21 protein-coding genes and 1 pseudogene are annotated in these 20,829 nt (G+C 70.1%); 16 read left to right on the top strand and 6 right to left on the bottom strand.

The window, feature by feature from the left end; genetic code table 11:
* Window positions 1-32: 32 nt before the first annotated feature.
* Window positions 33-1,142, bottom strand: a complete 1,110-nt coding sequence (gene hppD / locus FAF44_RS21055; RefSeq protein WP_237104928.1) for a 4-hydroxyphenylpyruvate dioxygenase — start codon at window positions 1,140-1,142, stop codon at window positions 33-35.
* A gap of 103 nt (window positions 1,143-1,245) precedes the next feature.
* Here hppD and FAF44_RS21060 point away from each other — a divergent pair, with 103 nt between their 5' ends.
* Both FAF44_RS21060 and FAF44_RS21065 read left to right on the top strand, forming a co-directional pair.
* A complete protein-coding gene (locus FAF44_RS21060; RefSeq protein ID WP_237104929.1) occupies window positions 1,246-1,725 on the top strand; it encodes an Lrp/AsnC family transcriptional regulator in 480 nt (159 codons plus the stop codon).
* A 216-nt stretch (window positions 1,726-1,941) separates the two neighbouring features.
* Window positions 1,942-3,984 carry a transglycosylase domain-containing protein gene (locus tag FAF44_RS21065; RefSeq protein ID WP_237104930.1) on the top strand — a complete coding sequence of 681 codons (2,043 nt, stop codon included), beginning with the start codon at window positions 1,942-1,944 and terminating at the stop codon, window positions 3,982-3,984.
* Window positions 3,985-4,005: 21 nt separating this feature from the next.
* Here the strand turns inward: FAF44_RS21065 and FAF44_RS21070 are convergent.
* Window positions 4,006-6,035, bottom strand: a pseudogene (locus FAF44_RS21070) (thioredoxin domain-containing protein).
* 70 nt (window positions 6,036-6,105) lie between these two features.
* Window positions 6,106-6,399: a hypothetical protein gene (locus FAF44_RS21075; protein WP_237104931.1), complete on the bottom strand. Its 294-nt coding sequence runs from the start codon at window positions 6,397-6,399 to the stop codon at window positions 6,106-6,108.
* A 199-nt stretch (window positions 6,400-6,598) separates the two neighbouring features.
* On the opposite strand from FAF44_RS21075, the gene FAF44_RS21080 reads away from it, so the two are divergent.
* Both FAF44_RS21080 and FAF44_RS21085 read left to right on the top strand, forming a co-directional pair.
* Complete coding sequence (locus FAF44_RS21080; RefSeq protein ID WP_237104932.1) at window positions 6,599-6,850, top strand: helix-turn-helix transcriptional regulator; 252 nt, start codon at window positions 6,599-6,601, stop codon at window positions 6,848-6,850.
* A 16-nt stretch (window positions 6,851-6,866) separates the two neighbouring features.
* The gene (locus tag FAF44_RS21085) at window positions 6,867-8,015 is read left to right on the top strand and encodes a hypothetical protein (RefSeq protein ID WP_237104953.1); all 1,149 of its coding nucleotides are present in this window, start codon (window positions 6,867-6,869) and stop codon (window positions 8,013-8,015) included.
* Between the two features lie 4 nt (window positions 8,016-8,019).
* Here the strand turns inward: FAF44_RS21085 and FAF44_RS21090 are convergent, their stop codons facing one another.
* From FAF44_RS21090 to mca, 3 genes are all read right to left on the bottom strand, one after another.
* On the bottom strand, window positions 8,020-8,298 hold the full coding sequence (locus tag FAF44_RS21090) for a GNAT family N-acetyltransferase (RefSeq protein WP_237104933.1): 279 nt from the start codon (window positions 8,296-8,298) through the stop codon (window positions 8,020-8,022).
* A complete protein-coding gene (locus FAF44_RS21095; protein WP_237104934.1) occupies window positions 8,299-8,487 on the bottom strand; it encodes a hypothetical protein in 189 nt (62 codons plus the stop codon). It abuts the gene before it with no gap.
* 64 nt (window positions 8,488-8,551) lie between these two features.
* Entirely contained in the window at window positions 8,552-9,436 is an 885-nt protein-coding gene (gene mca, locus FAF44_RS21100) for a mycothiol conjugate amidase Mca (protein WP_237104935.1), read from the bottom strand.
* A gap of 134 nt (window positions 9,437-9,570) precedes the next feature.
* Here mca and FAF44_RS21105 point away from each other — a divergent pair, with 134 nt between their 5' ends.
* The 12 genes from FAF44_RS21105 to FAF44_RS21160 all read left to right on the top strand — a co-directional run bounded on the left by FAF44_RS21105 (window position 9,571) and on the right by FAF44_RS21160 (window position 20,806).
* Window positions 9,571-9,990, top strand: coding sequence for a DUF4307 domain-containing protein (locus tag FAF44_RS21105; protein ID WP_237104936.1), 420 nt, complete (start codon window positions 9,571-9,573; stop codon window positions 9,988-9,990).
* 108 nt (window positions 9,991-10,098) lie between these two features.
* Entirely contained in the window at window positions 10,099-10,599 is a 501-nt protein-coding gene (greA, locus tag FAF44_RS21110; protein WP_237104937.1) for a transcription elongation factor GreA, read from the top strand.
* Window positions 10,600-10,697: 98 nt separating this feature from the next.
* A complete protein-coding gene (locus FAF44_RS21115) occupies window positions 10,698-11,930 on the top strand; it encodes a C40 family peptidase (protein WP_237104938.1) in 1,233 nt (410 codons plus the stop codon).
* A 70-nt stretch (window positions 11,931-12,000) separates the two neighbouring features.
* Window positions 12,001-12,522 carry a hypothetical protein gene (locus tag FAF44_RS21120; protein WP_272894804.1) on the top strand — a complete coding sequence of 174 codons (522 nt, stop codon included), beginning with the start codon at window positions 12,001-12,003 and terminating at the stop codon, window positions 12,520-12,522.
* Window positions 12,523-12,794: 272 nt separating this feature from the next.
* A complete protein-coding gene (locus FAF44_RS21125; protein WP_237104954.1) occupies window positions 12,795-14,576 on the top strand; it encodes a phosphoenolpyruvate carboxykinase (GTP) in 1,782 nt (593 codons plus the stop codon).
* A gap of 240 nt (window positions 14,577-14,816) precedes the next feature.
* On the top strand, window positions 14,817-15,746 hold the full coding sequence (locus tag FAF44_RS21130) for a TIGR04222 domain-containing membrane protein (RefSeq protein ID WP_237104939.1): 930 nt from the start codon (window positions 14,817-14,819) through the stop codon (window positions 15,744-15,746).
* Between the two features lie 2 nt (window positions 15,747-15,748).
* Window positions 15,749-16,564: a DUF692 domain-containing protein gene (locus FAF44_RS21135; protein ID WP_237104940.1), complete on the top strand. Its 816-nt coding sequence runs from the start codon at window positions 15,749-15,751 to the stop codon at window positions 16,562-16,564.
* Entirely contained in the window at window positions 16,561-16,980 is a 420-nt protein-coding gene (locus FAF44_RS21140; RefSeq protein WP_237104941.1) for a hypothetical protein, read from the top strand. The genes FAF44_RS21135 and FAF44_RS21140 overlap by 4 nt, the downstream gene beginning before the upstream one ends.
* A 25-nt stretch (window positions 16,981-17,005) precedes the next feature.
* A complete protein-coding gene (locus FAF44_RS21145) occupies window positions 17,006-17,887 on the top strand; it encodes a hypothetical protein (protein WP_237104942.1) in 882 nt (293 codons plus the stop codon).
* A 77-nt stretch (window positions 17,888-17,964) separates the two neighbouring features.
* Window positions 17,965-18,462 carry a hypothetical protein gene (locus FAF44_RS21150; protein WP_237104943.1) on the top strand — a complete coding sequence of 166 codons (498 nt, stop codon included), beginning with the start codon at window positions 17,965-17,967 and terminating at the stop codon, window positions 18,460-18,462.
* 56 nt (window positions 18,463-18,518) lie between these two features.
* Window positions 18,519-19,280 carry an isoprenyl transferase gene (locus FAF44_RS21155; protein ID WP_237104944.1) on the top strand — a complete coding sequence of 254 codons (762 nt, stop codon included), beginning with the start codon at window positions 18,519-18,521 and terminating at the stop codon, window positions 19,278-19,280.
* Window positions 19,281-19,537: 257 nt separating this feature from the next.
* Window positions 19,538-20,806, top strand: a complete 1,269-nt coding sequence (locus FAF44_RS21160) for a PhoH family protein (RefSeq protein ID WP_308193351.1) — start codon at window positions 19,538-19,540, stop codon at window positions 20,804-20,806.
* Window positions 20,807-20,829 lie beyond the last annotated feature (23 nt).

Raw genomic sequence — 20,829 nt, forward strand, 5'->3', positions numbered from 1 at the left:
TGTCTGGATGACCACCACCAAGTCGGGACAAACTAAAGGTTGCCCCTGCGTTCCTGCTCGCGCTCGATCGCCTCGAACAGAGCCTTGAAGTTGCCCTTGCCGAAGCCGAGCGAGCCGTGCCGCTCGATCAGCTCGAAGAAGACCGTGGGCCGGTCCTGGACGGGCTGGGTGAAGATCTGCAGCAGGTAGCCGTCCTCGTCGCGGTCGACGAGGACGCCCCGCTTCTTCAGCTCCTCGATCGGGGCCCGCACCCGTCCGATGCGCTCGCGCAGTTCGGGGTCGTCGTAGTACGAGCCGGGCGTCTGGAGGAAGCGCACCCCGGCCGCCCGCATGTGGTCCACCGTGGCCAGGATGTCGTTGGTGGCCAGCGCGATGTGCTGCACGCCGGGGCCGCGGTAGAACTCGAGGTACTCGTCGATCTGCGACTTCTTACGGCTGACGGCCGGCTCGTTGAGCGGGAACTTGACCTTGCGCGTGCCGTCGGCCACCACCTTCGACATCAGCGCGGAGTATTCGGTGGCGATGTCGTCGCCGACGAACTCGGCCATGTTCGTGAAGCCCATCACCCTGCGGTAGAACTCCACCCACTCGTCCATCCTGCCCAGCTCGACGTTGCCGACGCAGTGGTCGATGGCCTGGAACAACCGCCCGTTCCTGGTCGCGGGCGGTGCGACCAGCGGCTCGGCGGGGGCGTAGCCGGGCAGGTAGGGGCCGCCGTAGTTGGACCTGTCCACGAGGGTGTGCCGGGTCTCGCCGTACGCGGCGATGGCCGCGAGCACCACCTTGCCGTGCTCGTCCTCCACCGTGTGCGGCTCCACCAGCCCTTTGGCCCCGTGGGCGACGGCGTAGGCGTAGCCGCTCTCCACGTCGGGCACCTCGATGGCCAGGTCGATGACCCCGTCGCCGTGCTCGGCCACGTGCCGTGCCAGGTCCGTGCCGGGCCGGATCGGGGCCCGCAGCTCGAAGGTGGCGCTGCCCGAGGTGAGCACGTACGCGGCCTGGTCGGGGCTGCCGTTCTCCGGCCCCCTGTAGGCCACCAGTCGCATGCCGAAGGCGGTCGAGTAGTAGTGGGCGGCCTGCCGGGCGTTGCCCACGGCGAACACCACGGCGTCCATGCCGTTGACCGGGAAGACATCACTCATGTCTCCAACTCTGGTTTTGTCTGGACGAGTTGCGCAACAGTTACCTCAATGAGTGCACAATCTGCCTAGCCAGTGGCCAAATGGGTGCGCAATTCTGTACAGCATGACGATCGACGAACTCGACTCCCGGCTGATCGCCCTGCTGACCGCCGAGCCCCGGCTGGGGATCCTGGAGTGCTCGCGGCGGCTCGGCGTGGCCCGTGGCACGGTCCAGGCCCGGCTCGACCGCCTCGTCGAACGGGGGGTGATCACGGGCTTCGGCCCCGACGTGTCACCGGTCGCGCTCGGCTACGACGTCACCGCGTTCGTCAGCATGGAGATCAGGCAGGTGGCCGGGCACGATCCGGTGGCCGACCGGCTGGCGCGCATTCCCGAGGTGCTCGAAGTGCACACGATCACCGGTGACAGTGATCTTTTGTGCCGCGTGGTCGCCAGGACGAATGCCGATTTGCAGCGCGTAATCGATCGCATCGTCGATGTGCAGGGTGTGCTCCGGACTAATTCGATCATCGCCCTTGACACGCCGGTTCCCTACCGAGTGGTGCCTTTGGTCGCCGATGTTCCGCGTCGAGAGGCTGGATAGACGTACCATCGCTAAGGGACTAGGCACCGTTATCGATCGTTTACCCTTACCATTCGCCCAGCTTGCGGGGGTTGGGTCAGGCTCTGACGAGAGGGTCGAGGGTGCGGAGTGGTGGTGGGTGACGGAATGCGGAAGCGACGGATTCTGCGAGTCGTACTGATATCTCTGGGCACGGGGATCCTCGTACTGGCCGGGCTTTTCGCTATTGCCTGGGCGTTGACTCCAATTCCCGACACAACGCAGAAGCAGGCCACCGCGCAGGGTTCGGTGATCTATTACCGCGACGGAAAGAGCGTGCTCGCCCGGCAGGGCATCGACCGCAGAAAAGTCGATCTCGCCCAGGTGCCGGAACACGTCCGCGACGCGGTCATCGCCGCCGAGAACCGCTCCTTCTACCAGGACGGCGGCGTCTCGATCAAGGGCACCGCGCGGGCCGTCTGGTCCACCCTCAGCGGGCAGCAGCTCCAGGGCGGCTCCACCATCACCCAGCAACTCGTGCGCAACTACTACAGCGGCCTGAGCCAGGAACGTTCCGTCGTCCGCAAGTTCAAAGAGATCCTCATCGCGATGAAGGTCGACCAGTCCCGGTCGAAGGACTGGGTGCTGGAGCAGTACCTCAACACGATCTACTTCGGCCGCGGCGCCAACGGCGTCCAGTCGGCGGCCCGCGCCTACTTCGGTAAAGACGTCGAGAAGCTGGCCGTCTCCGAGGGCGCCTACCTCGCCTCGGTGATCCAGCAGCCCAGCCGCTTCGCCGCCCCCAAGGGCACCGACCTGGCGGCGGCCAGGGAACGCTGGCAGTCGGTGATCAACGCCATGGGGGCGACCGGCGGGCTCACCCCGCAGCAGGCCGCCGCCGAGCGCTTCCCCGAGCTGGTCGAGCCGAAGAAGCCGTTCGAGCTCAAGGGGCAGGCCCAGTACATGCTGGAGCAGGTCACCGCCGAGCTGAACCGCCGCGGCTACACCGACGAGGACATCAACAGCGGCGGGCTCAAGATCGTCACGACCTTCGACAAGAAGCTCATGCAGGCCGCCCAGCGGGCCGTGGAGGAGACGCTGCCGGACGGCACGCCCCAGAAGGTGCGCACTGGACTGGCGGCCGTCGATCCCGCCTCGGGCGAGGTCGTCGCCTTCTACGGGGGCAAGCCGTCGCAGTCGAAGTACTACGACAGCGCCTTCTCGGCCAAGGTGATGGCCGGATCCACGTTCAAGCCGTACACACTGGCCGCGGCCCTGAACGACGGCTTCGACCTGTCCACCAGGGTCGACGGCAACTCGCCGCTGCGCGTGGCGTCGGCCTCCCAGTCGATCCCCAACGACGGCGACCGCTCCTACGGCCAGATCGACCTGATCAGCGCCACCCAGAACTCCGTCAACACCGCGTTCGTGGACCTCGGGCAGAAGGTCGGCCTCGACAAGGTGGCCAGGATCGCCGAGGCGGCCGGCCTGCCCGCCGAACAGCTCGACCAGCACAAGAGCGCCGCCGCCTTCCCGCTCGGCGTGGCCTCCGTCAGCGCCGTGCAGAACGCCTCCGGCTTCTCCACCTTCGCCAACAAGGGTGTGCACGTGGAGGCGCACGTCGTCAGGTCCGTCACCGACGCGGAGGGCCGCAAGGAGGTCGTCAAGCCCACCGAGACCAAGGCGGTGAGCGAGCAGGCCGCGGCCGACACGACGTACGCGATGCAGCAGGCCGTCAAGTACGGCACCGGCACCGCCGCCCGCCTCTACGACCGTCCGGTGGCCGGCAAGACCGGCACCACCGACGACTCCAAGTCCGTCTGGTTCAACGGCTTCACCCCGCAGCTCGCGGTGGCCGTGGACATGTTCCGCGACGACAACGCCACCGTCACGATCCCCGGGTACGGCACGCAGTTCGGCGGCCAGCTCCCGGCGCAGATCTGGCGGGCCTTCATGACCGAGGCGATGTCGGGCAAGCCGGTCGAGGAGTTCCCCGAGCCGTCGGAGTACGGCTGGGGCTCCGACTCCTACACCCAGCCCGACCGCGACGGCGACCTGCCCGGCCAGGACTACAGCCCGCCGCCGAACCAGGACGACTGGAACCAGCCGGAGCCCGGCTTCACCCAGCAGCCGTTCGGCGACCAGCCGGAACAGCAGCAGCAGAGCCCCGACGGCGACCAGACGCCCGACGAGCAGCCGCAGGAGAGCGCACCGTCGGCCACAGAGGTCCCCGAGCAGCCGTCGGTGCAGGAGAGCTCCGTGGACGACGGCAGGAACCGCCCGCAGCAGGCGAACCGCTGATCGCGTCCGCCCGCCGCGGGCTCAGCCGGCCGCCAGCTCGGCGCGCAGCTCCTCGACGGTCGTCACAGGCATCCGGCAGGTGAACCCCCTGCACACGTAGGCGGCCGGCGTCTCGCCGACCGTCCCCCGGCCCTCCAGCAGCGCGGGGAAGGCGGGTTCACGCGGCACGAGCGGATCACCGCTGCCCCGTTCGGCGGCGTCGTCGTGGCCGAGCGCCACCACGAGCCCGGGGACGTCCGCGAGCAGCGCCTCCCGGTGCAGCGCCGCCGTACGCGGGTCGTCGGCGGGCCCGACCACGGCCACCTCCACGGGCCCCGACAGCGCGGCCCGCGCCACGGCCAGCCCCCACCCAGCGAACCGGGCGTGCCCGGCGGCCAGCACGGACACGGTGCCGAGCGCGGCGTGCGCGGCGTCACGGTGGCGCATGGAGCCGGTCAGGGCCCCGTAGGACAGCAGCGCGCCAGCGGCGGCGTACTGGCCGGAGGGGGTGGCGTTGTCCGTGGGGTCCTGCGGGCGCTGGAAGAGCCGCTCGGCGTCGTCGGCGGTGTCGTAGAAGCCGCCGGCCCCGTCGGAGAAGCGGTCGAGCACGGCGTCGAGCAGGGAGCCCGCCAGGCGCAGCCACCTGGCCTCGCCGGACACGCCATAGAGCGCGATCAGGCCCTCGGCCACGTTCGCGTAGTCGTCCAGCACCCCGGCGTTCGCGCCCGCCCGGCCGTCCCTGGAGGTGCGCAGCAGCCTCCCGTCGGCCACGTGCGTGCTCGCCAGCAACTCGGCCGCCTCCGTGGCCGCCGTCACCAGGCCGGGCCGCTCGAACACGGCCCCGGCCTCCGCCAGCGCGGCGATGGCCAGGCCGTTCCACGAGGCCACGACCTTGTCGTCGCGCCCCGGACGCACCCGCCGCTCCCTGGCCGCCAGCAGCCGCGCCCGCACGTCCGCGTGGCGCTCCGGGTCCTCGGGGTCGGTCAGGAGCTGCAGCACCGAGGCGCCGTGCTCGAACGTGCCCTGCGGCGTCACCTCGAACAGCCCGGCGGCCCACCGGCCGTCGTCGTCGCCGAGCGCCTCGCGCAGCTCGCCGGGCGTCCAGACGTAGAACTTGCCCTCCACGCCCTCGCTGTCGGCGTCGAGCGCCGAGGCGAACCCGCCCTCCGGCGTGCGCAGCTCGCGCAGCAGCCAGCCGGCCGTCTCCAGCGCCACCCGGCGGGCCAGGTCGCCGCCGCCCGCCTTCCACCAGTGCGTGTAGACGCGCAGCAGCAGGGCGTTGTCGTAGAGCATCTTCTCGAAGTGCGGCACCACCCAGCTCTCGTCCACGCTGTAGCGGGCGAACCCGCCGGCGAGCTGGTCGTACATGCCGCCCCTGGCCATGGCCTCCAGCGTCGTGGCGCTCATCTCGCGCTCGCCCGAGCGCAGCAGGAACTCCAGCACCATCGACGGCGGGAACTTCGGCGCGCCGCCGAAGCCGCCGTCGGCCGTGTCGAAGGACTCCCGCAGGTTCAGCATGGCCTGCCGCAGCGTCTCCTCGCCCGGCAGCGGGCCGCTCGGCAGCGTGGTCTGCGTGTTGAGCGCCTCCACCACCTTGGCGCCCTGCTTCAGCACCGACTCCCTGTCGCCGGTCCAGACGTTGTGCACCTCGGTGAGCAGGCGCTGGAAGTGGGGACGCGGGAAGTACGTGCCGCAGTAGAACGGGTGCCCCTCGGGCGTCGCGAACACCGTCATCGGCCAGCCGCCCTGACGCGTCATGGCCTGCGTGGCGCCCATGTAGACGGCGTCCACGTCGGGCCGCTCCTCGCGGTCGACCTTGATGTTGACGAAGTGCTCGTTCATCAGGCGCGCGGTCGCGGCGTCCTCGAAGCTCTCATGAGCCATCACGTGGCACCATGTGGATGTCAAGAAGCGGGTAACCAATGGCAGGATGAGTACCCCACACTGATCAACAGGGGCACGTCCCGCCTACTCGCTTCTTGCATCGCCTCCTCTCCCCAAGGCCACCAATCAACAGGGTTGTCGGCGTGCTGGAGGAGGTAGGGAGAAGTCTCACTACCCAGCCTGTTCATAGAGCCAGGCTCTCACACCATCAGAACAGGACGATGCTGGTGCGGAGCACATGTCGACTCTCGTCCTCGCTCACCGGACACCGTGCTCCTGCCGCCGGCGCAGGACGTCGTCCAAGGTGGTGGTGGGCAGCGCTCCGGCTTCGGCCGCTGCCCGGACGCGGTCGCGATCGGGGTCGGCATCGAGCATCGCCCGCCCCCACCAGGCGTTGAGCACAGCATCCAGTTCGGGGCCCTGCCGAGCTTCGTGGAGTTCGGCGAAGAACTGAGCACGGCGACCGCCCCGCAGCGCGGCGGAAACGCCGCCGATCGTGCGCGGCACCCTGGAATCGCCGGTTGTGCCCCTGTGGACAGGCTGAGTGCTCATGTCACCAGCTTTCACGCCGTCAGCCTAGGTCTTGATCTCATCCGCACGCGGGATTCCGGTGACACGTCATGGCTGCGGGCTGGGGCTTCGCCGGGGTTTCGGGGCGTGGGTACGCTCGTGTCGTCGTCCGGACGGCCCGGCGGGCCGGAGGGTGCCCAGTGGCGTGCGGGCGTGTGGGGAACGGGAAAGGGACCGCCTGATGACATCCGAGCAGCACGACGTGGAGGTGCACCTCGACCGGTTGCTGGAGGAGCGCGGGATGACGCTGGTCCAGCTGGCCGGCCGGGTCGGCATCACCAACGTCAACCTGTCGATACTCAAGAACAACCGCGCCAAGGCGATCCGGTTCACGACCCTGGGCAAGCTCTGCGAGGTGCTCGGCTGCCAGCCGGGAGACCTGCTGTCCTACGCTCCCCGCGCGCCGATGACTCAGGACGCCGACACGGCGTAGGTTACGGGTCGTGGATATGGACTTCGTCTGCGCCCAGGCCGGTCGGCCGGCTTCCGCCCTCACCCGCAGGGATCTGGCACGCGCGCTGCTCGCCGTGCCGTCCGGCGTGGCCCTGGTCGCGCTGCCCGACCTGAGACGGGCCATGATGTCGGCGGGCAACCCGCTCTCCCTCGCGTTCTGGGAGTCCGCCAAGGCGACGCTCAGCTCGATCGAGGCGGGGGTGGCCACGGTGGGTGACGTCCAGCGGTGGGTCGAGTCCACCGGCACCGAGCCGATCCTGATGACGCCCAGCTACTTCGTCTGGCCGGAGGAGGACGAGCGCGGGCCGGTGGCGGTCGAGATGTTCGCCCGGCTGGTGGCGCACCTGGAGGAGCGGGTCGCCGACGGGGAGATCGACCCCGACGCGCTGGTCACCGGCGACCGGGCCGCCCGCGCGGCCTTCGAGGAACTGCAGGAGCGCTGGCTGAGCACGCCGCTGCCGGACGGCCGGGTGCCCGGGTTCGCGGTCAGCGACGAGCAGGACGAGGAGCTGTTCGCGGCCTGGGACGAGGAGGAGGCGTTCGCGCTGGAGGAGCTGCGCCGGATCATGGCGGAGCTGCCCAGGCGGCCCGAACTGCCGGCCGCGGAGCTGGCGGTGGCCGCGGCGCGGCTGCGGGCGCTGCTCGTCCTGCCCGGCTATCCCGCCAACGTGCTGCGGGCCTGCGCCGGGTTCGTCGACCGGCCGGTGCCGGACGACGACGAGGAGCTGTGGCTGGAGGTGGTGGCGGGCGTGGCGGGGCCGATCTCGGACCTGCCGGAGACCGAGGACGTGCTGGAGGAGTTCGCCGACCTCGACAGGGAGCTGAACGTCGAGGACACGGCGCTGGCCAACCTGTGCGCGATCCAGCACGCCGACTGGCTGGCCGGGGTGGCGGCGCTGGTGCGGCTGGGCCCCGGGGTGCTGGCCTCGCCGGAGCGGATGGCCCGGCTCATCGCCGAGTCGGAGGACATCGACATCGACGTGCAGGACGCCGACGATCTCGACACGACGGAGACGCTGTTCACGTCGGTGGTGAGCCTTTGGGGGCACCTCGGCGTCGTGGACGAGGACGAGGTGCTCACCCCGCTGGGCTGGTGGGGGCTGCCGATGGCGCTCGAACGCGCCTGGTCGCCGGCCTCCGAGTGACGGTTCAGTCGACGAGGTCGGCGAACTCGGGGTGGCGCTCGATGTACTTGGCGACGTAGGGGCAGCGTGGCTCGACGCGCAGGCCGGTGTCGGCGCTCGCCTGGAGGGCGTAGCCGACCAGCTTGCCCGCCAGCCCCTGCCCCTCGTAGGCGGGCAGCACCTCGGTGTGGGTGAAGACGATCTTGGTGGGCAGCAGCAGATAGTCGGCGAACCCGGCGACCTTGCCGTCCACGAGGAGCTCGAAGCGGCTTTCCGTCGAGTTGTCGACTATGTCGATCGGCATCTACTTCTTGGCCTTCTCGTCGTGGGACTCGTCGTGGCTCTCGGCCTCGGCCTCGCCCTCGTGCGGCACCTGGATCTTCGAGATCTGCTTGTTCATCGACTTGATCAGGATGTACAGGGCGAGCCCGAGGAAGGCCACGACGACGAACCCGAGCAGACCCGGGCTCACTTCACCTGCTGCTAGAACCATCACACCTCCAGTCTGCCACCGGGGTGCCGTGCTCCCGCCATCGGTCAGGCCCTGCTCCCGGGCCTCAGCGGCAGGCGGGTTCGACCTCGTCGGCGTGGATGCCGGTGAACAGGTCGTCCTCCGGCAGCGCGGTGTCGACCAGGGAGCGCGCCAGGTGGTAGTCCTCGGTCGGCCAGATCTCCTGCTGCAGTTCGCGCGGGCAGACGAACCAGAAGCCGTCGGGGTCCACCTGGGTGGCGTGCGCGAGCAGCGCCTCGTCGCGGAGCTGGAAGTAATCGCCGCACGGCACCCGCGTGGTGACCGGCCACTTGGCGGGGCGGTCCTCCCAGCGGGAGATCCAGTCGGCGTACGGGGAGCCGAGGTCGCGCTCGGTCATCGCCTCGTGCAGCGCCTCGAAACGCTCCTTGGTGAAGCCCATCTGGTAGTAGAGCTTGAGCGGCTGCCAGGGGTCGCCGGCGCCGGGGTAGCGGTCGGGGTCGCCGGCCGCCTCGAACGCCTCGACCGAGACCTTGTTGGTCATGATGTGGTCGGGGTGCGGGTAGCCGCCGTCGTCGTCGTAGGTGATGATCACGTGCGGCCTGAACTCGCGTACGGCCGCGACCAGCGGCGCGGCGGCGTCCTCCAGCTTCTGCAGGCCGAAGCAGCCCTCGGGGAGCGCCTCGTCCTCGTTCTCCGGCAGCCCGGAGTCGACGAAGCCCATGAAACGCTGCTCGACGCCGAGGATCTTGCGCGCTCGCGCCATCTCGGCCCTGCGTACCTCGCCGATGTTGGCGACGATCTCGGGCCGGTCCATCTTCGGGTTGAGCACGGAGCCGCGTTCACCGCCTGTGAGGGTACACACCAGGACTTCCACGCCCTCGCGCACGTAACGTGCCATCGTCGCGGCGCCCTTGCTCGACTCGTCGTCGGGATGGGCGTGAACGGCCATCAGCCTCAGCGGTGCACTCACGGGCTCGATGCTCCTCAGTTGGGACCGGTCAGTCGCCCAGACAGGTTAGTTTCTGCTGGGCGGTCGCGAGGGCACACCCCTCACGGGCGACAATTGTCTCGGATAACGCTGAGGGAGTGCAGGGAGATTCCGCCATGGTCACCAGAGATGCCGGGAACGGGCCCGTTCTCGGCACGCCCGACGACTTTCCTGACCGACCCAGACGAGGTGGCCGGCTGGTCGTCCACGTGGTGATCGGCGTGCTGGTTGCCATCATCGCAGGTGGCTGGGGCTACGTGATGTGGTCGATGACGGCCGGGGGGTCGGAGGCGCCGGCCCAGGTCGTGACGTTCAAGATCAACGGTCCGAGCAGCGCGGAGATCACCTTTGAGGTGTACAAGCCAGACGATAGGGTGGCCGTCTGCCGGATCAGGGCGCTGGACGTCAATCACGCGGAAGTGGGCAGCAGGGAAGTAAGAATCCGGGCTGGTGAGGGTAGTAAGCAGCTCAAGGAAAGCCTCGACACGAGCGGCGAGGCCACTTCCGTCCACATCCAGTACTGCAATCTCGTATAGTGAGACATTTGGGGAAGCGTTCGAGCGGTTAAGTTGTTAGCCTTTCGCAATTCAACCGTACGTAACCTCAACTGATCTCAGGGCCCCCTAGGCAAGCAAGGAGAACCCGTGGCCGACTCTCGCGATGAGAACGTCACCTGGCTGACGCAGGAGGCGTACGACCGCCTGAAGGCGGAGTACGAGTATCTCTCGGGCCCCGGGCGCGTCGACATCGCCAAGAAGATCGAGGCCGCCCGGGAAGAGGGCGACCTGAAGGAGAACGGCGGCTACCACGCCGCCAAGGACGAGCAGGGCAAGATGGAGGCCCGGATCTTCCACCTCCGGCAGATCCTCGACAGCGCCCAAGTCGGCGAGGCCCCCAAGGCCGAGGGCGTGGTGGGCCCCGGAATGACGGTGACCATCCGGTTCGTCGGCGACGACGACGAGGTCACCTTCCTGCTGGCCTCCCGCGAGGAGAGCGGCGCACCGATCGACGTCTACTCGCCCAAGTCCCCGCTCGGGGCGGCGATCAACGGCAAGAAGATCGGGGAGAAGGCGACCTACTCCATGCCCAACGGACGGCAGAACACCGTCGAGATCCTCGAGGCTGTGCCGTACATCGGCAACTGACCCCCTCCGAACATGACCGCCGGGCCCACGTCGGCCCGGCGGATTTTCCGCATTTGCCGGTAATTCACCATCCGCCGGGGATGTTACCGGGGCCCCCGATGCCGCAGGGGTCCGGGATCCGGCAGGACCTCAGCTTCTTAGTCAAGAGCCGCAAGCGGCGCAACACGTACAAGCTGGTGCCGTTCATCGTGGTGACGCTGGTCGCGGTGCTGACCGCGGACGTGCTGCTGCTGACGCAGCCGCAGACCGCCACCACGACCGGCGAGGCAGCGCGCGCCACGCCGCGGCAGACGCCGCTGGCGCAGCAGCGCCCGCTACGGCAGCAGCAGCCGGCCACGACCACGCAGCCGGTGGCGCCGCTGAGCAAACTGCACAAGCCCAACCTGTTCGTGCTCACGCGCAAGCCGTTCACCGACGAGATGTTGCGCAAGGTCGCCAAGCTGTCGGGCGTACGGGCCCTCGAACTGGCCGACGCGGCCTCGATCACCCTCGACGGCAAGCGGGTCCAGACTTTGGCCGTCAACCCCTCGACGTTCCGGTCCTACACCCCCAAGGTGACCGCCTCGTCCGACGCGTTGTGGCAGAACGTCGCCGCCGGGGACGTGGCGGTCTCGTTCGTGCTGGGCAACGACGGCGGGCTGCCCCTGCACTCCCGGGTGGCCGCGGGCTCGACCAGGCAACTGCGCATCGGCGCGTACGCGACCACCGGGTTCGGCGCGGTGGACGCCGTCGTGTCCAGGGACGTCGGCCGCGCGCTCGGGCTGCCCCGCGACAACGCGCTCATCGTCAGCGCCCCGAAGGCCGACTCCGACACGCTGCGCAAGCGGATCCTCAAGGCGCTGGGCAAGGGCACGCAGGTGGCCGAGGTCAACCCGGTGCTGCCCCAGCCGCGCCAGAACGTGACCCGGCGCAGTTGGCCGGCGGGCTCGTTCATGACCGGCGAACAGCTCACCGTGGCGCTCAAGGCGGCGGTCTCCAAGCTGGGCCGCCCGTACGTGTGGGGTGCCGAGGGGCCCGACACCTTCGACTGCTCGGGGCTGGTCCAGTGGGCCTACGGGCAGGCGGGGGTGCGCATGCCGCGGGTCACGCACCAGCAGTGGGTGACCGGGCCGCAGGTGCCGTTCGCGCAGGCGCAGCCGGGCGACCTGCTCTTCTGGCGCAACGACCCGACCAACCCCGACTACATCTCGCATGTGGCGATCTACTGGGGCGAGGGGAAGATGTTGCACGCGCCGCGTACCGGCGACGTCGTGAAGATCGCCCCGGTGAGCACCAGGAACCTCGCGGGCGTCGTACGGGTCAGCCCCGTCGCGGCGGCCAAGGTCCGCTGAGCCTTACCCGGCGTACAGGTCTGTGTTCCCTGCGCGGGCAATTCGGCCGCAAGAATGTAATGTTCATTACATGACAACAGACGATGTGACCGCGCAGGTACGCGGCTGGTTCGCCGGGCGGCTCCCCGAGGGGTGGTTCACCGGCGCGCCGGAGATCGTCAGGGACCGCGAGGAGATCGCGGTGCTCGGCACCCTGCCCGACCCGCCCGCCGACACGCCCGAGGCCGAGCGTGGCGCCCTGATCGAGGGGCTGGCCAGGAGGTTCAGGGAGGAGACGCGCGAGCGGCGGATCGAGATCGCCAAGGAGGCCGAGCGCCGGTTCCGGCAGAAGGTCTCCTGGGGCGTGGTCTGCGGCGGCGAGACTGTGATGTTCACCACACTGTCCGTGCCCGTCATGACCCGGCTGCGCCAGGCCGAGCGCCAGGTCCTCGACACGCTCGTGGCCGCCGGCGTGGCCAGGAGTCGCAGCGACGCGCTCGCCTGGTGCGTACGCCTGGTCGGCAAGAACACCGACGAGTGGCTCGCCGAGTTGCGCGACGCCCTCCAGCACGTCGACCGCGTTCGCTCCGCGGGCCCCGACGTCCATTCATGAAGCCCTCCAGCGGAAACGGCTCGGCGAAAGGACTAAACCACTCCGGGAATTGGTTTAGACCAGCTCGATTGGACTGGACCAATGCCCCGGGAGGGCCCCGGAAATTACTCTTTTAAATCGCCTCCGTGTGGGTAGGCTCCCTCAATCGTCAGGGCCGCTGCCTGCGGCGACGCACCCAGCCAAAGGTCTATGCCAATTGGCTTTCCGGGCGTCTCGTCGTTAATGATGACTGGGCCCTGAGAGAGTGGAGGAGTCAAGTCGTGTCCGTTTCCATGGATGTAGCAGCGCCCACGGCCAATAAGGAATTGGCCGCCTGGGTGAACGAGATCGCAGCCCTCACCCAGCCGGACCGCGTCGAGTGGTGCGACGGGTCCGAGGAGGAGTGGACTCGGCTGACCAACCTCCTCGTCGATCAGGGCACGCTCACCCGGCTGGCCGCCAGGCCCAACAGCTTCTACGCCAAGTCCGACCCCTCCGACGTGGCACGGGTCGAGGACCGCACCTACATCTGCTCCGAGCGCCGCGAGGACGCCGGGCCCACGAACAACTGGATCGCGCCCGACGAGATGCGCCAGACGTTCGGCAAGCTGTTCAAGGGCTGCATGCGCGGCCGCACGATGTACGTCGTGCCGTTCTGCATGGGCCCGCTGGGCGGCGAGATCTCCCAGCTCGGGGTGGAGATCACCGACTCCGCGTACGTCGCCGTGTCCATGCGCGTCATGACCCGCATGGGCGAGCGGGCGCTGCGCCTGATCGAGGAGCGGGGCGACTTCGTCAAGGCGGTCCACTCCGTCGGGGCCCCGCTGCGACCCGGCCAGGAGGACGTGCCCTGGCCGTGCAGCTCCACGAAGTACATCAGCCACTTCCCCGAGAGCCGCGAGATCTGGTCCTACGGTTCCGGCTACGGCGGCAACGCGCTGCTCGGCAAGAAGTGCTACGCCCTGCGCATCGCCAGCGTGATGGCCCGCGACGAGGGCTGGCTGGCCGAGCACATGCTCGTGCTCAAGCTGACGCCGCCCTCCGGCGAGGCCCGCTACATCGCCGCGGCCTTCCCCAGCGCCTGCGGCAAGACCAACCTCGCCATGCTCCAGCCCACGATCCCGGGCTGGAAGGTCGAGACGATCGGCGACGACATCGCCTGGATGCGCTTCGGCGCGGACGGCCGCCTCTACGCCATCAACCCGGAGGCCGGCTTCTTCGGCGTGGCCCCCGGCACCGGCGAGGTGACCAACGCCAACGCGATCAAGACGCTCTGGGGCAACAGCATCTTCACCAACGTCGCGCTCACCGACGACGGCGACGTGTGGTGGGAGGGCCTCACCGAGCAGCCGCCGGCGCACCTGACCGACTGGAAGGGCCGCTCCTGGACGCCCGGCGGCGACGAGCCCGCCGCCCACCCCAACGCGCGCTTCACCACGCCTGCCGCGCAGTGCCCGACCATCGCGCCGGAGTGGCAGGACCCCAAGGGCGTGCCGATCTCGGCGATCCTGTTCGGCGGTCGCCGCGCCACCGCCGTGCCTCTGGTGACGGAGTCGCTGAGCTGGCAGCACGGCGTCTTCCTCGGAGCCAACGTCGCCTCCGAGAAGACCGCCGCCGCCGAGGGCAAGGTCGGCGAGCTGCGCCACGACCCGTTCGCCATGCTGCCGTTCTGCGGCTACAACATGGGCGACTACTTCGGCCACTGGCTGGAGGTCGGCCGCCGCGAGGGCGCCCGGCTGCCCAGGATCTACTACGTCAACTGGTTCAGGAAGAACGACCAGGGCACGTTCGTCTGGCCGGGCTTCGGCGAGAACAGCCGCGTGCTCAAGTGGATCGTCGACCGGCTCAACGGCGTGGCCGAGGCCGTGCCGACGCCGATCGGCCTGCTGCCGGCCGAGCTCGACACCGAGGGCCTCGACCTGTCGGACGAGGACCTGCGCACGCTGCTCACCGTCGACCGGGACGTCTGGCGCGAGGAGGCCGCGCTGATCCCGGACCACTTCAACACGTTCGGCAGCCACCTGCCGAAGGAGCTGTGGGACGAGTACAACGCGCTGCTCGACCGCCTCGACTGAACCCGTCCGCACCGGCGCCGGTCGTCCTCGTGACGGTCGGCGCCGTTTCGTGTGCGCCGGCTGTGACGGGAGGGCCGGTCGGGGCGGCCGGTCCGGCTGAGGTGGCGGGCCGGGTGGCGGGTGCGGATCCGGCGGGAGCTAAACGAGCAAAACCCGGGACTCCGTGACGCGCGGTCGTACGTTGCCGGTAAGTGTCTTTCCGGCACGTGGGCTGATCGGCCGCACGAGGGGAGGCCGCACATGGATCTGTTCCTGCTCATTGTCTCGGTGGCTATCGCGGCTTACGCCGCCGTCACCATCCGGGCCCTGCGAAAGGGCCACGCCGCCATCAGGGCCGAGGGCACGGGGGCCCTTTACCGTGATCTCGGCCACTACGACCTGGCCTATCTCGTGGGCGGCCCGCGGCGGGCGGCCGACACGGCGCTGGCCGTCCTGGCCGAACGCGGCGCCATCCGCGTCTCGCGCGGCGGCCGGGTGCACCGGGTCGTGCGCACCTCGGTCGAGGGGGACCCACTTGAGGAGACGGTGCTGGGCGCGGTGGCCGCCCGGTCGGGCCTGCCGCTGGTGTCGCTCAGGGCCGAGGTCGGCGGGAGCCTCGCGATGGAGGCGATCAAGCAGCACCTCACGACGCTGGGCCTGCAACGCTCCGACGGCGCGTTCGACGTGGCCGCGCGGCTCGCTCGGCGGCTGCGCCTGCTGGCCGTGCCGGCTCTGGCCGGCTTCGTGATCGAGGGGCTGACCGTCGTCCTGGCCCCGAACCTGTCCGCCGGGCTCGCCACGCTCGTCTTCGCGGGCACGGCGCTCGTCTCGGAACTCGTCCACGCGGGGCACCGGCGGGCCACGCGGGTCACGGTCACCGCGTCCGGCCAGGAGGCGATGGACTCGGCCAGGCGGTCGCACGTCAGGGGCGTGGCCAAGGGGCCGGTCGCGCTCGCGCTCTACGGCGTCGGCGAGGTGCGCGACAAGAAGCTGCGGACCGAACTCGGCCGCCGCCAGGTCCAGCGCGGCCGGGGCGGCGGCGGGACCGCGTACGTCGGGGGCTCCACGAGCGGCAGCGCGTCAGCTTCGGCGGGCTGCGGCAGTGGGACGTCGGGCTGTGGCAGCGGGACGTCGGGCTGCGGCGGGGGCGGCGGCTGCGGCGGTGGCGGCTGCGGAGGCGGAGGGAGCTGACCATGGCGGGGCTGGGAGTGGGCATCGGCTGGCGGCCGGAGCTGGACCTGACCATCGAGCGGATGGCCGGCGTCGGCTTCGTCGAGGTGGTCGCCGAGAACATCAGTCCCGCCCGTCTGCCCGAGTCGCTGCGGGAACTGCGAGACGGAAGCATGCCGGTGATCCCCCACGGGGTGTCGCTCGGTGTCGGCGGCGCGGAGCCGCCCGACCCCGGCCGGCTGGCCTCGCTGGCCGCGTGCGCGGCGGCGCTGGACGCGCCGCTGGTCAGCGAGCACCTGGCGTTCGTACGGGCCGGCGGCGTGGAGGTTGGGCACCTGCTGCCCGTGCCGCGCACGTGGGACGCCCTGCGGGTGGTCGCCGACAACGTGCGCCGGGCCCAGGACGCGCTGCCCGTCCCGCTCGCCCTGGAGAACGTGGCGGCCGTCTTCGGCTGGCCCGAGGACGAGCTGACCGAGGCGCAGTTCCTGGCCGAACTGGTCGAGCGCACCGGCGTGGGGCTGCTGATCGACGTGGCCAACCTCTACACCAGTCAGGTCAACCTGGGGTTGCCCGCCGTGGCGGCGCTGGACGCGCTGCCGCTGGAGCACCTCGCGTACGTCCACGTGGCCGGCGGCTACGAGCACGACGGCCTCTGGCACGACACCCACACCACGGCCGCGCCTCAGGCCGTGCTCGACCTGCTCACCGAGCTGTGCTGCCGGGCCACCCCGCCCGGCGTGCTGCTGGAGTGGGACGACGAGTACCCGAGCGACGCCGTGCTGACCGATGAACTGTCCAGGATCAGGGCCGCGATGGCGATGGCCGGAAGGGCCCGGTGACACCGAGGGAGTCGCGGCGGCTCGCCGGCGAACAGGGGCCGCCGGCGCAGCCGCGGCGACCCACTCCGGAGGATCGGCTGCGGCTGGCCGAGGCGCAGAGCCGGGTGGTGGCCGCCCTGGTCACGGGGGCCGAGCCGCCCGAGGGCTTCGACCCGGCGCGCCTGCGGGCGCAGGCCGCGAGCCTGGTCGCCAAACGCCGTGGCATCGTGGTCAGGATCCGCCCGGACACGGCCGCCGCCGCGGGCCTTGGCCTGGTCGCGGAGTTCGCCGCGTACGCGCGGGCCCGCGCCACGCCGCCGCCCGGTTACCGGGCCGACGCCGACGACTTCGCCGCCTGGCTGCGCGGGCGCGGCCTGCTGCCGGACGAGCCGGCTCCCAGACGCCCCTGGTGGTCCCGCCTGCCCGGGCTACGCTGATCGTAGCAAGCGCTTGGGAGGCGAGATGCGGATCGTCAACATGGGCGAATGGCCCCTGGGCCCGGAGGACGAGCGGGAGCACGAGCCCGGCGGCGAGCCGCTGTGGAACGAGTCCTGGTACTTCGACTTCGTCTCCGAGGACGGCCGGCTGGGCGGCTACGTCCGCCTCGGCCGCTACCCCGGCTGGGGCCGCGCCTGGTACTGGGCCTGCCTGGTCACCCCGGACGGCCCCCGCGCCGCGGTACTGGACCACGAGGCCCCGCTGCCCGGCCCCGGCCTCAGTGTGCCGGGCAGCGGCTACGAGGCCGTCCACGACCTCGTCGAGCCCTTCGAGCGGGCGCGGGTCCGGCTGCGCTCCGGGCGGCTCTCGCTCGACCTCGAGTACCGCACGGTCGCCGGCGTCTACGGCTACGCGCTCACCCCCCGCTACGAGATCCCCTGCGAGGTCACCGGCACGATCGACGGCGTCGCCTTCCACGGCCACGGTGAGCGCGACCACAGTTGGGGCGTGCGTGACTGGTGGTCGTTGTCGTGGTTGTGGAGCAGCGCCCGCCTGGCGGACGGCACGTACCTGCACGGCATGCGCGCCAACCTGGGCCTGGAGGTGGCCTGGCCGGCGTTCCTGGCGGCCGAGGGGGAACTGGCCCACGCGGAGGGCTTCTCGGCGGCCACCGACTTCGACGGGGACCGTCCGGCGCGTACCGTGCTGGGCTTTCCCGGGTGCGTCACGACCGTGCGGCCCCTCGCGTTCGCCCCCGTGACGCTCACCTCGCCGCACGGGGCGGTGGCCGAGTTCCCGAGGGCGATGTGCGCGTACGAGACCGAGGACGGCCGTACGGGGCACGGCTGGACGGAGTGGCACCAGCCGCCGGGCTGGCGGGAGCACGCCTGGGTTCCGGGGGTTTAGGGGGCATTCGCCGGGAAACGCAGAGGGGGGTGGGAGGACTACGCTGCGTCGATGGTTCCTATCTGACCGTCACGCCCGTGGCGTGCACGGATAGCGTCGGCGCGCCGTACGAGATCACCCTTGAGCTGCACCGCGACGGCGCTCCCTACGGCAGTGTGGGGGAGCGCTGCGGCTGGCAGCTCGCGCGCCTGGCGCGCGGGGTCGACGAGGCCCGCCGGGGCGGGGGAGCGGCCACGCGGTGGGCCGACCCCGACGACCGCTTCCCGGGTGGCGAACCCGACAGTGAACTGTTCTCCTTCCGCTACCGCACCAGGGCGGGGCGCGGCGGCGGCGAGCTGAGCTGCCAGTTGCGCACCATCCCCATGTGGCAGCCGGCCCAGGGTGAGTGGCGGCTGACCAGGAGGGCCTACGTCGAGGCGTGGGGCGTCACGGGCGTGGGCATGCGGGCGGTCCTGACCTCGGCCGAGTTGTCGGTGTTCGTACGCGGTCTGGTGAATGAGGCGGAAGGGTGTCTGGAAGGTAGAGATCTGGCGAGGAATGCGGGAGACGGAGCAGGCACGGGCGATTCGCGGTGATAATTGCCTGTTAGGGCAAACGGCCAAGGGCAACCGCACCGCTGGGGAGGCACTCCGTGGGCCTGCGCGATCTGGTCTACCGGCTGTACGAACACCGGCTGGAGGCCAAGCTGTCGAAGGACAGCGTCCCCCGGCATGTCGGGGTCATCATCGACGGCAACCGCCGCTGGGCGCGCGCCAGAGGCGAGCGTGACGTCTCCACCGGGCACCGCAGGGGCGCGGACAAGATCTTCGAGCTGCTCGGCTGGTGCCGCGAGAGCGGCGTCGAGGTCGTCACGGTCTGGATGTTGTCCAACGACAACCTCAACCGGCCCAGGGAAGAGCTGGAGCCCCTGCTGCGCATCATCGAGGACGTGACCCAGGAACTGGTGACGCAGGGCTGGCGGGTCAGCCCCGTCGGAGCCCTTGACCTGTTGCCGGACCGTACGGCTAATGTCCTAAAAAATGCAAAAGAAGCGTCATCACACCGTCCGGGCCTGATTGTGAACGTTGCAGTTGGGTATGGAGGAAGACGTGAGATTGCCGATGCGGTGCGCTCACTGCTCCAAGAGCACGCGAGCAGGGGAGCGAGCATCGAGGACCTCGTCGAGGTGCTCGATGTCGAGCACATCGCGGAGCATCTCTACACTCGCGGCCAGCCCGACCCGGACCTCCTCATCCGGACCTCGGGAGAGCAGCGCCTGTCCGGTTTCATGCTCTGGCAGAGCGCCCACTCTGAGTTCTACTTCCACGAGGCCTACTGGCCGGACTTCCGCAGGGTCGATTTCCTGCGGGCGCTGCGCGATTACGCTGCGAGACATCGGCGATACGGTTCCTGACCCGACAATCGGGTATCCAGGACGTAACGTTGGAAGTGTCCGGTCACAGGCCGGACATTTCGGAGAGGTCCCGCCTTTGCACCAAAAACTGCCGAGGGGGCCGGACTCCGGCGCTGACGGCGGTTCGCGGTCGGGGACGTGGGTCCGGTCCGATTCCCACCTCGTCTGCAGGGTGCCCGCACCTAGGGGCACCCGGGGGAGAACGTGTGGCAGTGTCCTCGAGTAACCCTACTCACCAGTCGGCCAAGCGCACGTACGTGCTGGACACCTCGGTGCTGCTGGCAGACCCGGCGGCCATGACCAGGTTCGCCGAGCACGACGTGGTCCTTCCGATCGTGGTCATCACGGAACTGGAAGGCAAGCGGCATCACCCGGAGCTCGGCTACTTCGCGAGGAAGGCCCTGCGCTACCTCGACGAGCTACGGGTCGAGCACGGCAGGCTGGACGAGCCGATGCCCACGGGGGACGGCACGATCAGGGTTGAGCTCAACCACAGCGACCCATCCATTCTGCCGGTCGGCTTCCGCCTGGGCGACAACGACACGCGCATTCTGACCGTGGCCCGCTCGCTGGCCAGCGAGGGCTGCGACGTGGTCCTGGTGTCCAAGGACCTGCCGATGCGGGTCAAGGCCGCCTCGATCGGCCTGGCGGCCGAGGAGTACCGCGCGGAACTCGTGCACGAGTCGGGCTGGACCGGGATGGCCGAGGTCCAGGTGACCGCCGAAGACGTCGAAACGCTCTTCGACGCGGGCACCGCCGACTTCGAGGAGACCAGAGACCTGCCCGCGCACACCGGCCTGCGGCTGCTGTCGGCCAAGGGCTCGGCGCTCGGCCGGGTGCAGCCGGACAAGTCAGTACGCCTCGTCCGCGGCGACCGCGAGGTCTTCGGGCTGCACGGCCGCTCCGCCGAGCAGCGCATCGCGCTCGACCTGCTGATGGACCCGGAGATCGGCATCGTCTCGCTCGGCGGCCGGGCCGGCACCGGCAAGTCGGCGCTGGCGCTCTGCGCGGGCCTGGAGGCGGTCCTGGAGCGCCGCCAGCACCGCAAGGTGGTCGTCTTCCGTCCCCTCTACGCCGTGGGCGGCCAGGAGCTCGGCTACCTGCCCGGCACCGAGGGCGAGAAGATGGGCCCGTGGGCGCAGGCCGTCTACGACACGCTCGGCGCGATCACCTCTCCCGAGGTGATCGAGGAGGTGCTCGACCGGGGCATGCTGGAGGTGCTCCCGCTCACGCACATCCGCGGCCGGTCGCTGCACGACGCGTTCGTGATCGTGGACGAGGCCCAGTCGCTCGAACGCGGGGTGCTGCTCACCGTGCTGAGCCGGATCGGGGCCAACTCGCGGGTGGTGCTCACCCACGACGTGGCCCAGCGCGACAACCTGCGCGTCGGCCGGCACGACGGCGTGGTCGCGGTGGTGGAGAAGCTCAAGGGCCACCCGCTGTTCGCGCACGTCACGCTCACCAGGTCCGAGCGCTCCCCGATCGCCGCGCTGGTCACGGAGATGCTCGAGGACATCACGATGTGAGCGGCCGGGGCGGGCCGCCGGCG

Source organism: Nonomuraea sp. MG754425, from assembly GCF_021699195.1.
In the GTDB taxonomy this organism is placed as follows: domain Bacteria; phylum Actinomycetota; class Actinomycetes; order Streptosporangiales; family Streptosporangiaceae; genus Nonomuraea.

Bases quoted from the DNA above. Each gene is read 5' to 3' on its own strand.
- hppD (WP_237104928.1), bottom strand. From the start codon at position 1,142: ATGAGTGATGTCTTCCCGGTCAACGGCATGGACGCCGTGGTGTTCGCC.
- FAF44_RS21060 (WP_237104929.1), top strand. From the start codon at position 1,246: ATGACGATCGACGAACTCGACTCCCGGCTGATCGCCCTGCTGACCGCC.
- FAF44_RS21075 (WP_237104931.1), bottom strand. From the start codon at position 6,399: ATGAGCACTCAGCCTGTCCACAGGGGCACAACCGGCGATTCCAGGGTG.
- FAF44_RS21080 (WP_237104932.1), top strand. From the start codon at position 6,599: ATGACATCCGAGCAGCACGACGTGGAGGTGCACCTCGACCGGTTGCTG.
- FAF44_RS21085 (WP_237104953.1), top strand. From the start codon at position 6,867: ATGGACTTCGTCTGCGCCCAGGCCGGTCGGCCGGCTTCCGCCCTCACC.
- FAF44_RS21090 (WP_237104933.1), bottom strand. From the start codon at position 8,298: ATGCCGATCGACATAGTCGACAACTCGACGGAAAGCCGCTTCGAGCTC.
- FAF44_RS21095 (WP_237104934.1), bottom strand. From the start codon at position 8,487: ATGGTTCTAGCAGCAGGTGAAGTGAGCCCGGGTCTGCTCGGGTTCGTC.
- FAF44_RS21105 (WP_237104936.1), top strand. From the start codon at position 9,571: ATGGTCACCAGAGATGCCGGGAACGGGCCCGTTCTCGGCACGCCCGAC.
- FAF44_RS21115 (WP_237104938.1), top strand. From the start codon at position 10,698: ATGCCGCAGGGGTCCGGGATCCGGCAGGACCTCAGCTTCTTAGTCAAG.
- FAF44_RS21120 (WP_272894804.1), top strand. From the start codon at position 12,001: ATGACAACAGACGATGTGACCGCGCAGGTACGCGGCTGGTTCGCCGGG.
- FAF44_RS21125 (WP_237104954.1), top strand. From the start codon at position 12,795: ATGGATGTAGCAGCGCCCACGGCCAATAAGGAATTGGCCGCCTGGGTG.
- FAF44_RS21130 (WP_237104939.1), top strand. From the start codon at position 14,817: ATGGATCTGTTCCTGCTCATTGTCTCGGTGGCTATCGCGGCTTACGCC.
- FAF44_RS21135 (WP_237104940.1), top strand. From the start codon at position 15,749: ATGGCGGGGCTGGGAGTGGGCATCGGCTGGCGGCCGGAGCTGGACCTG.
- FAF44_RS21145 (WP_237104942.1), top strand. From the start codon at position 17,006: ATGCGGATCGTCAACATGGGCGAATGGCCCCTGGGCCCGGAGGACGAG.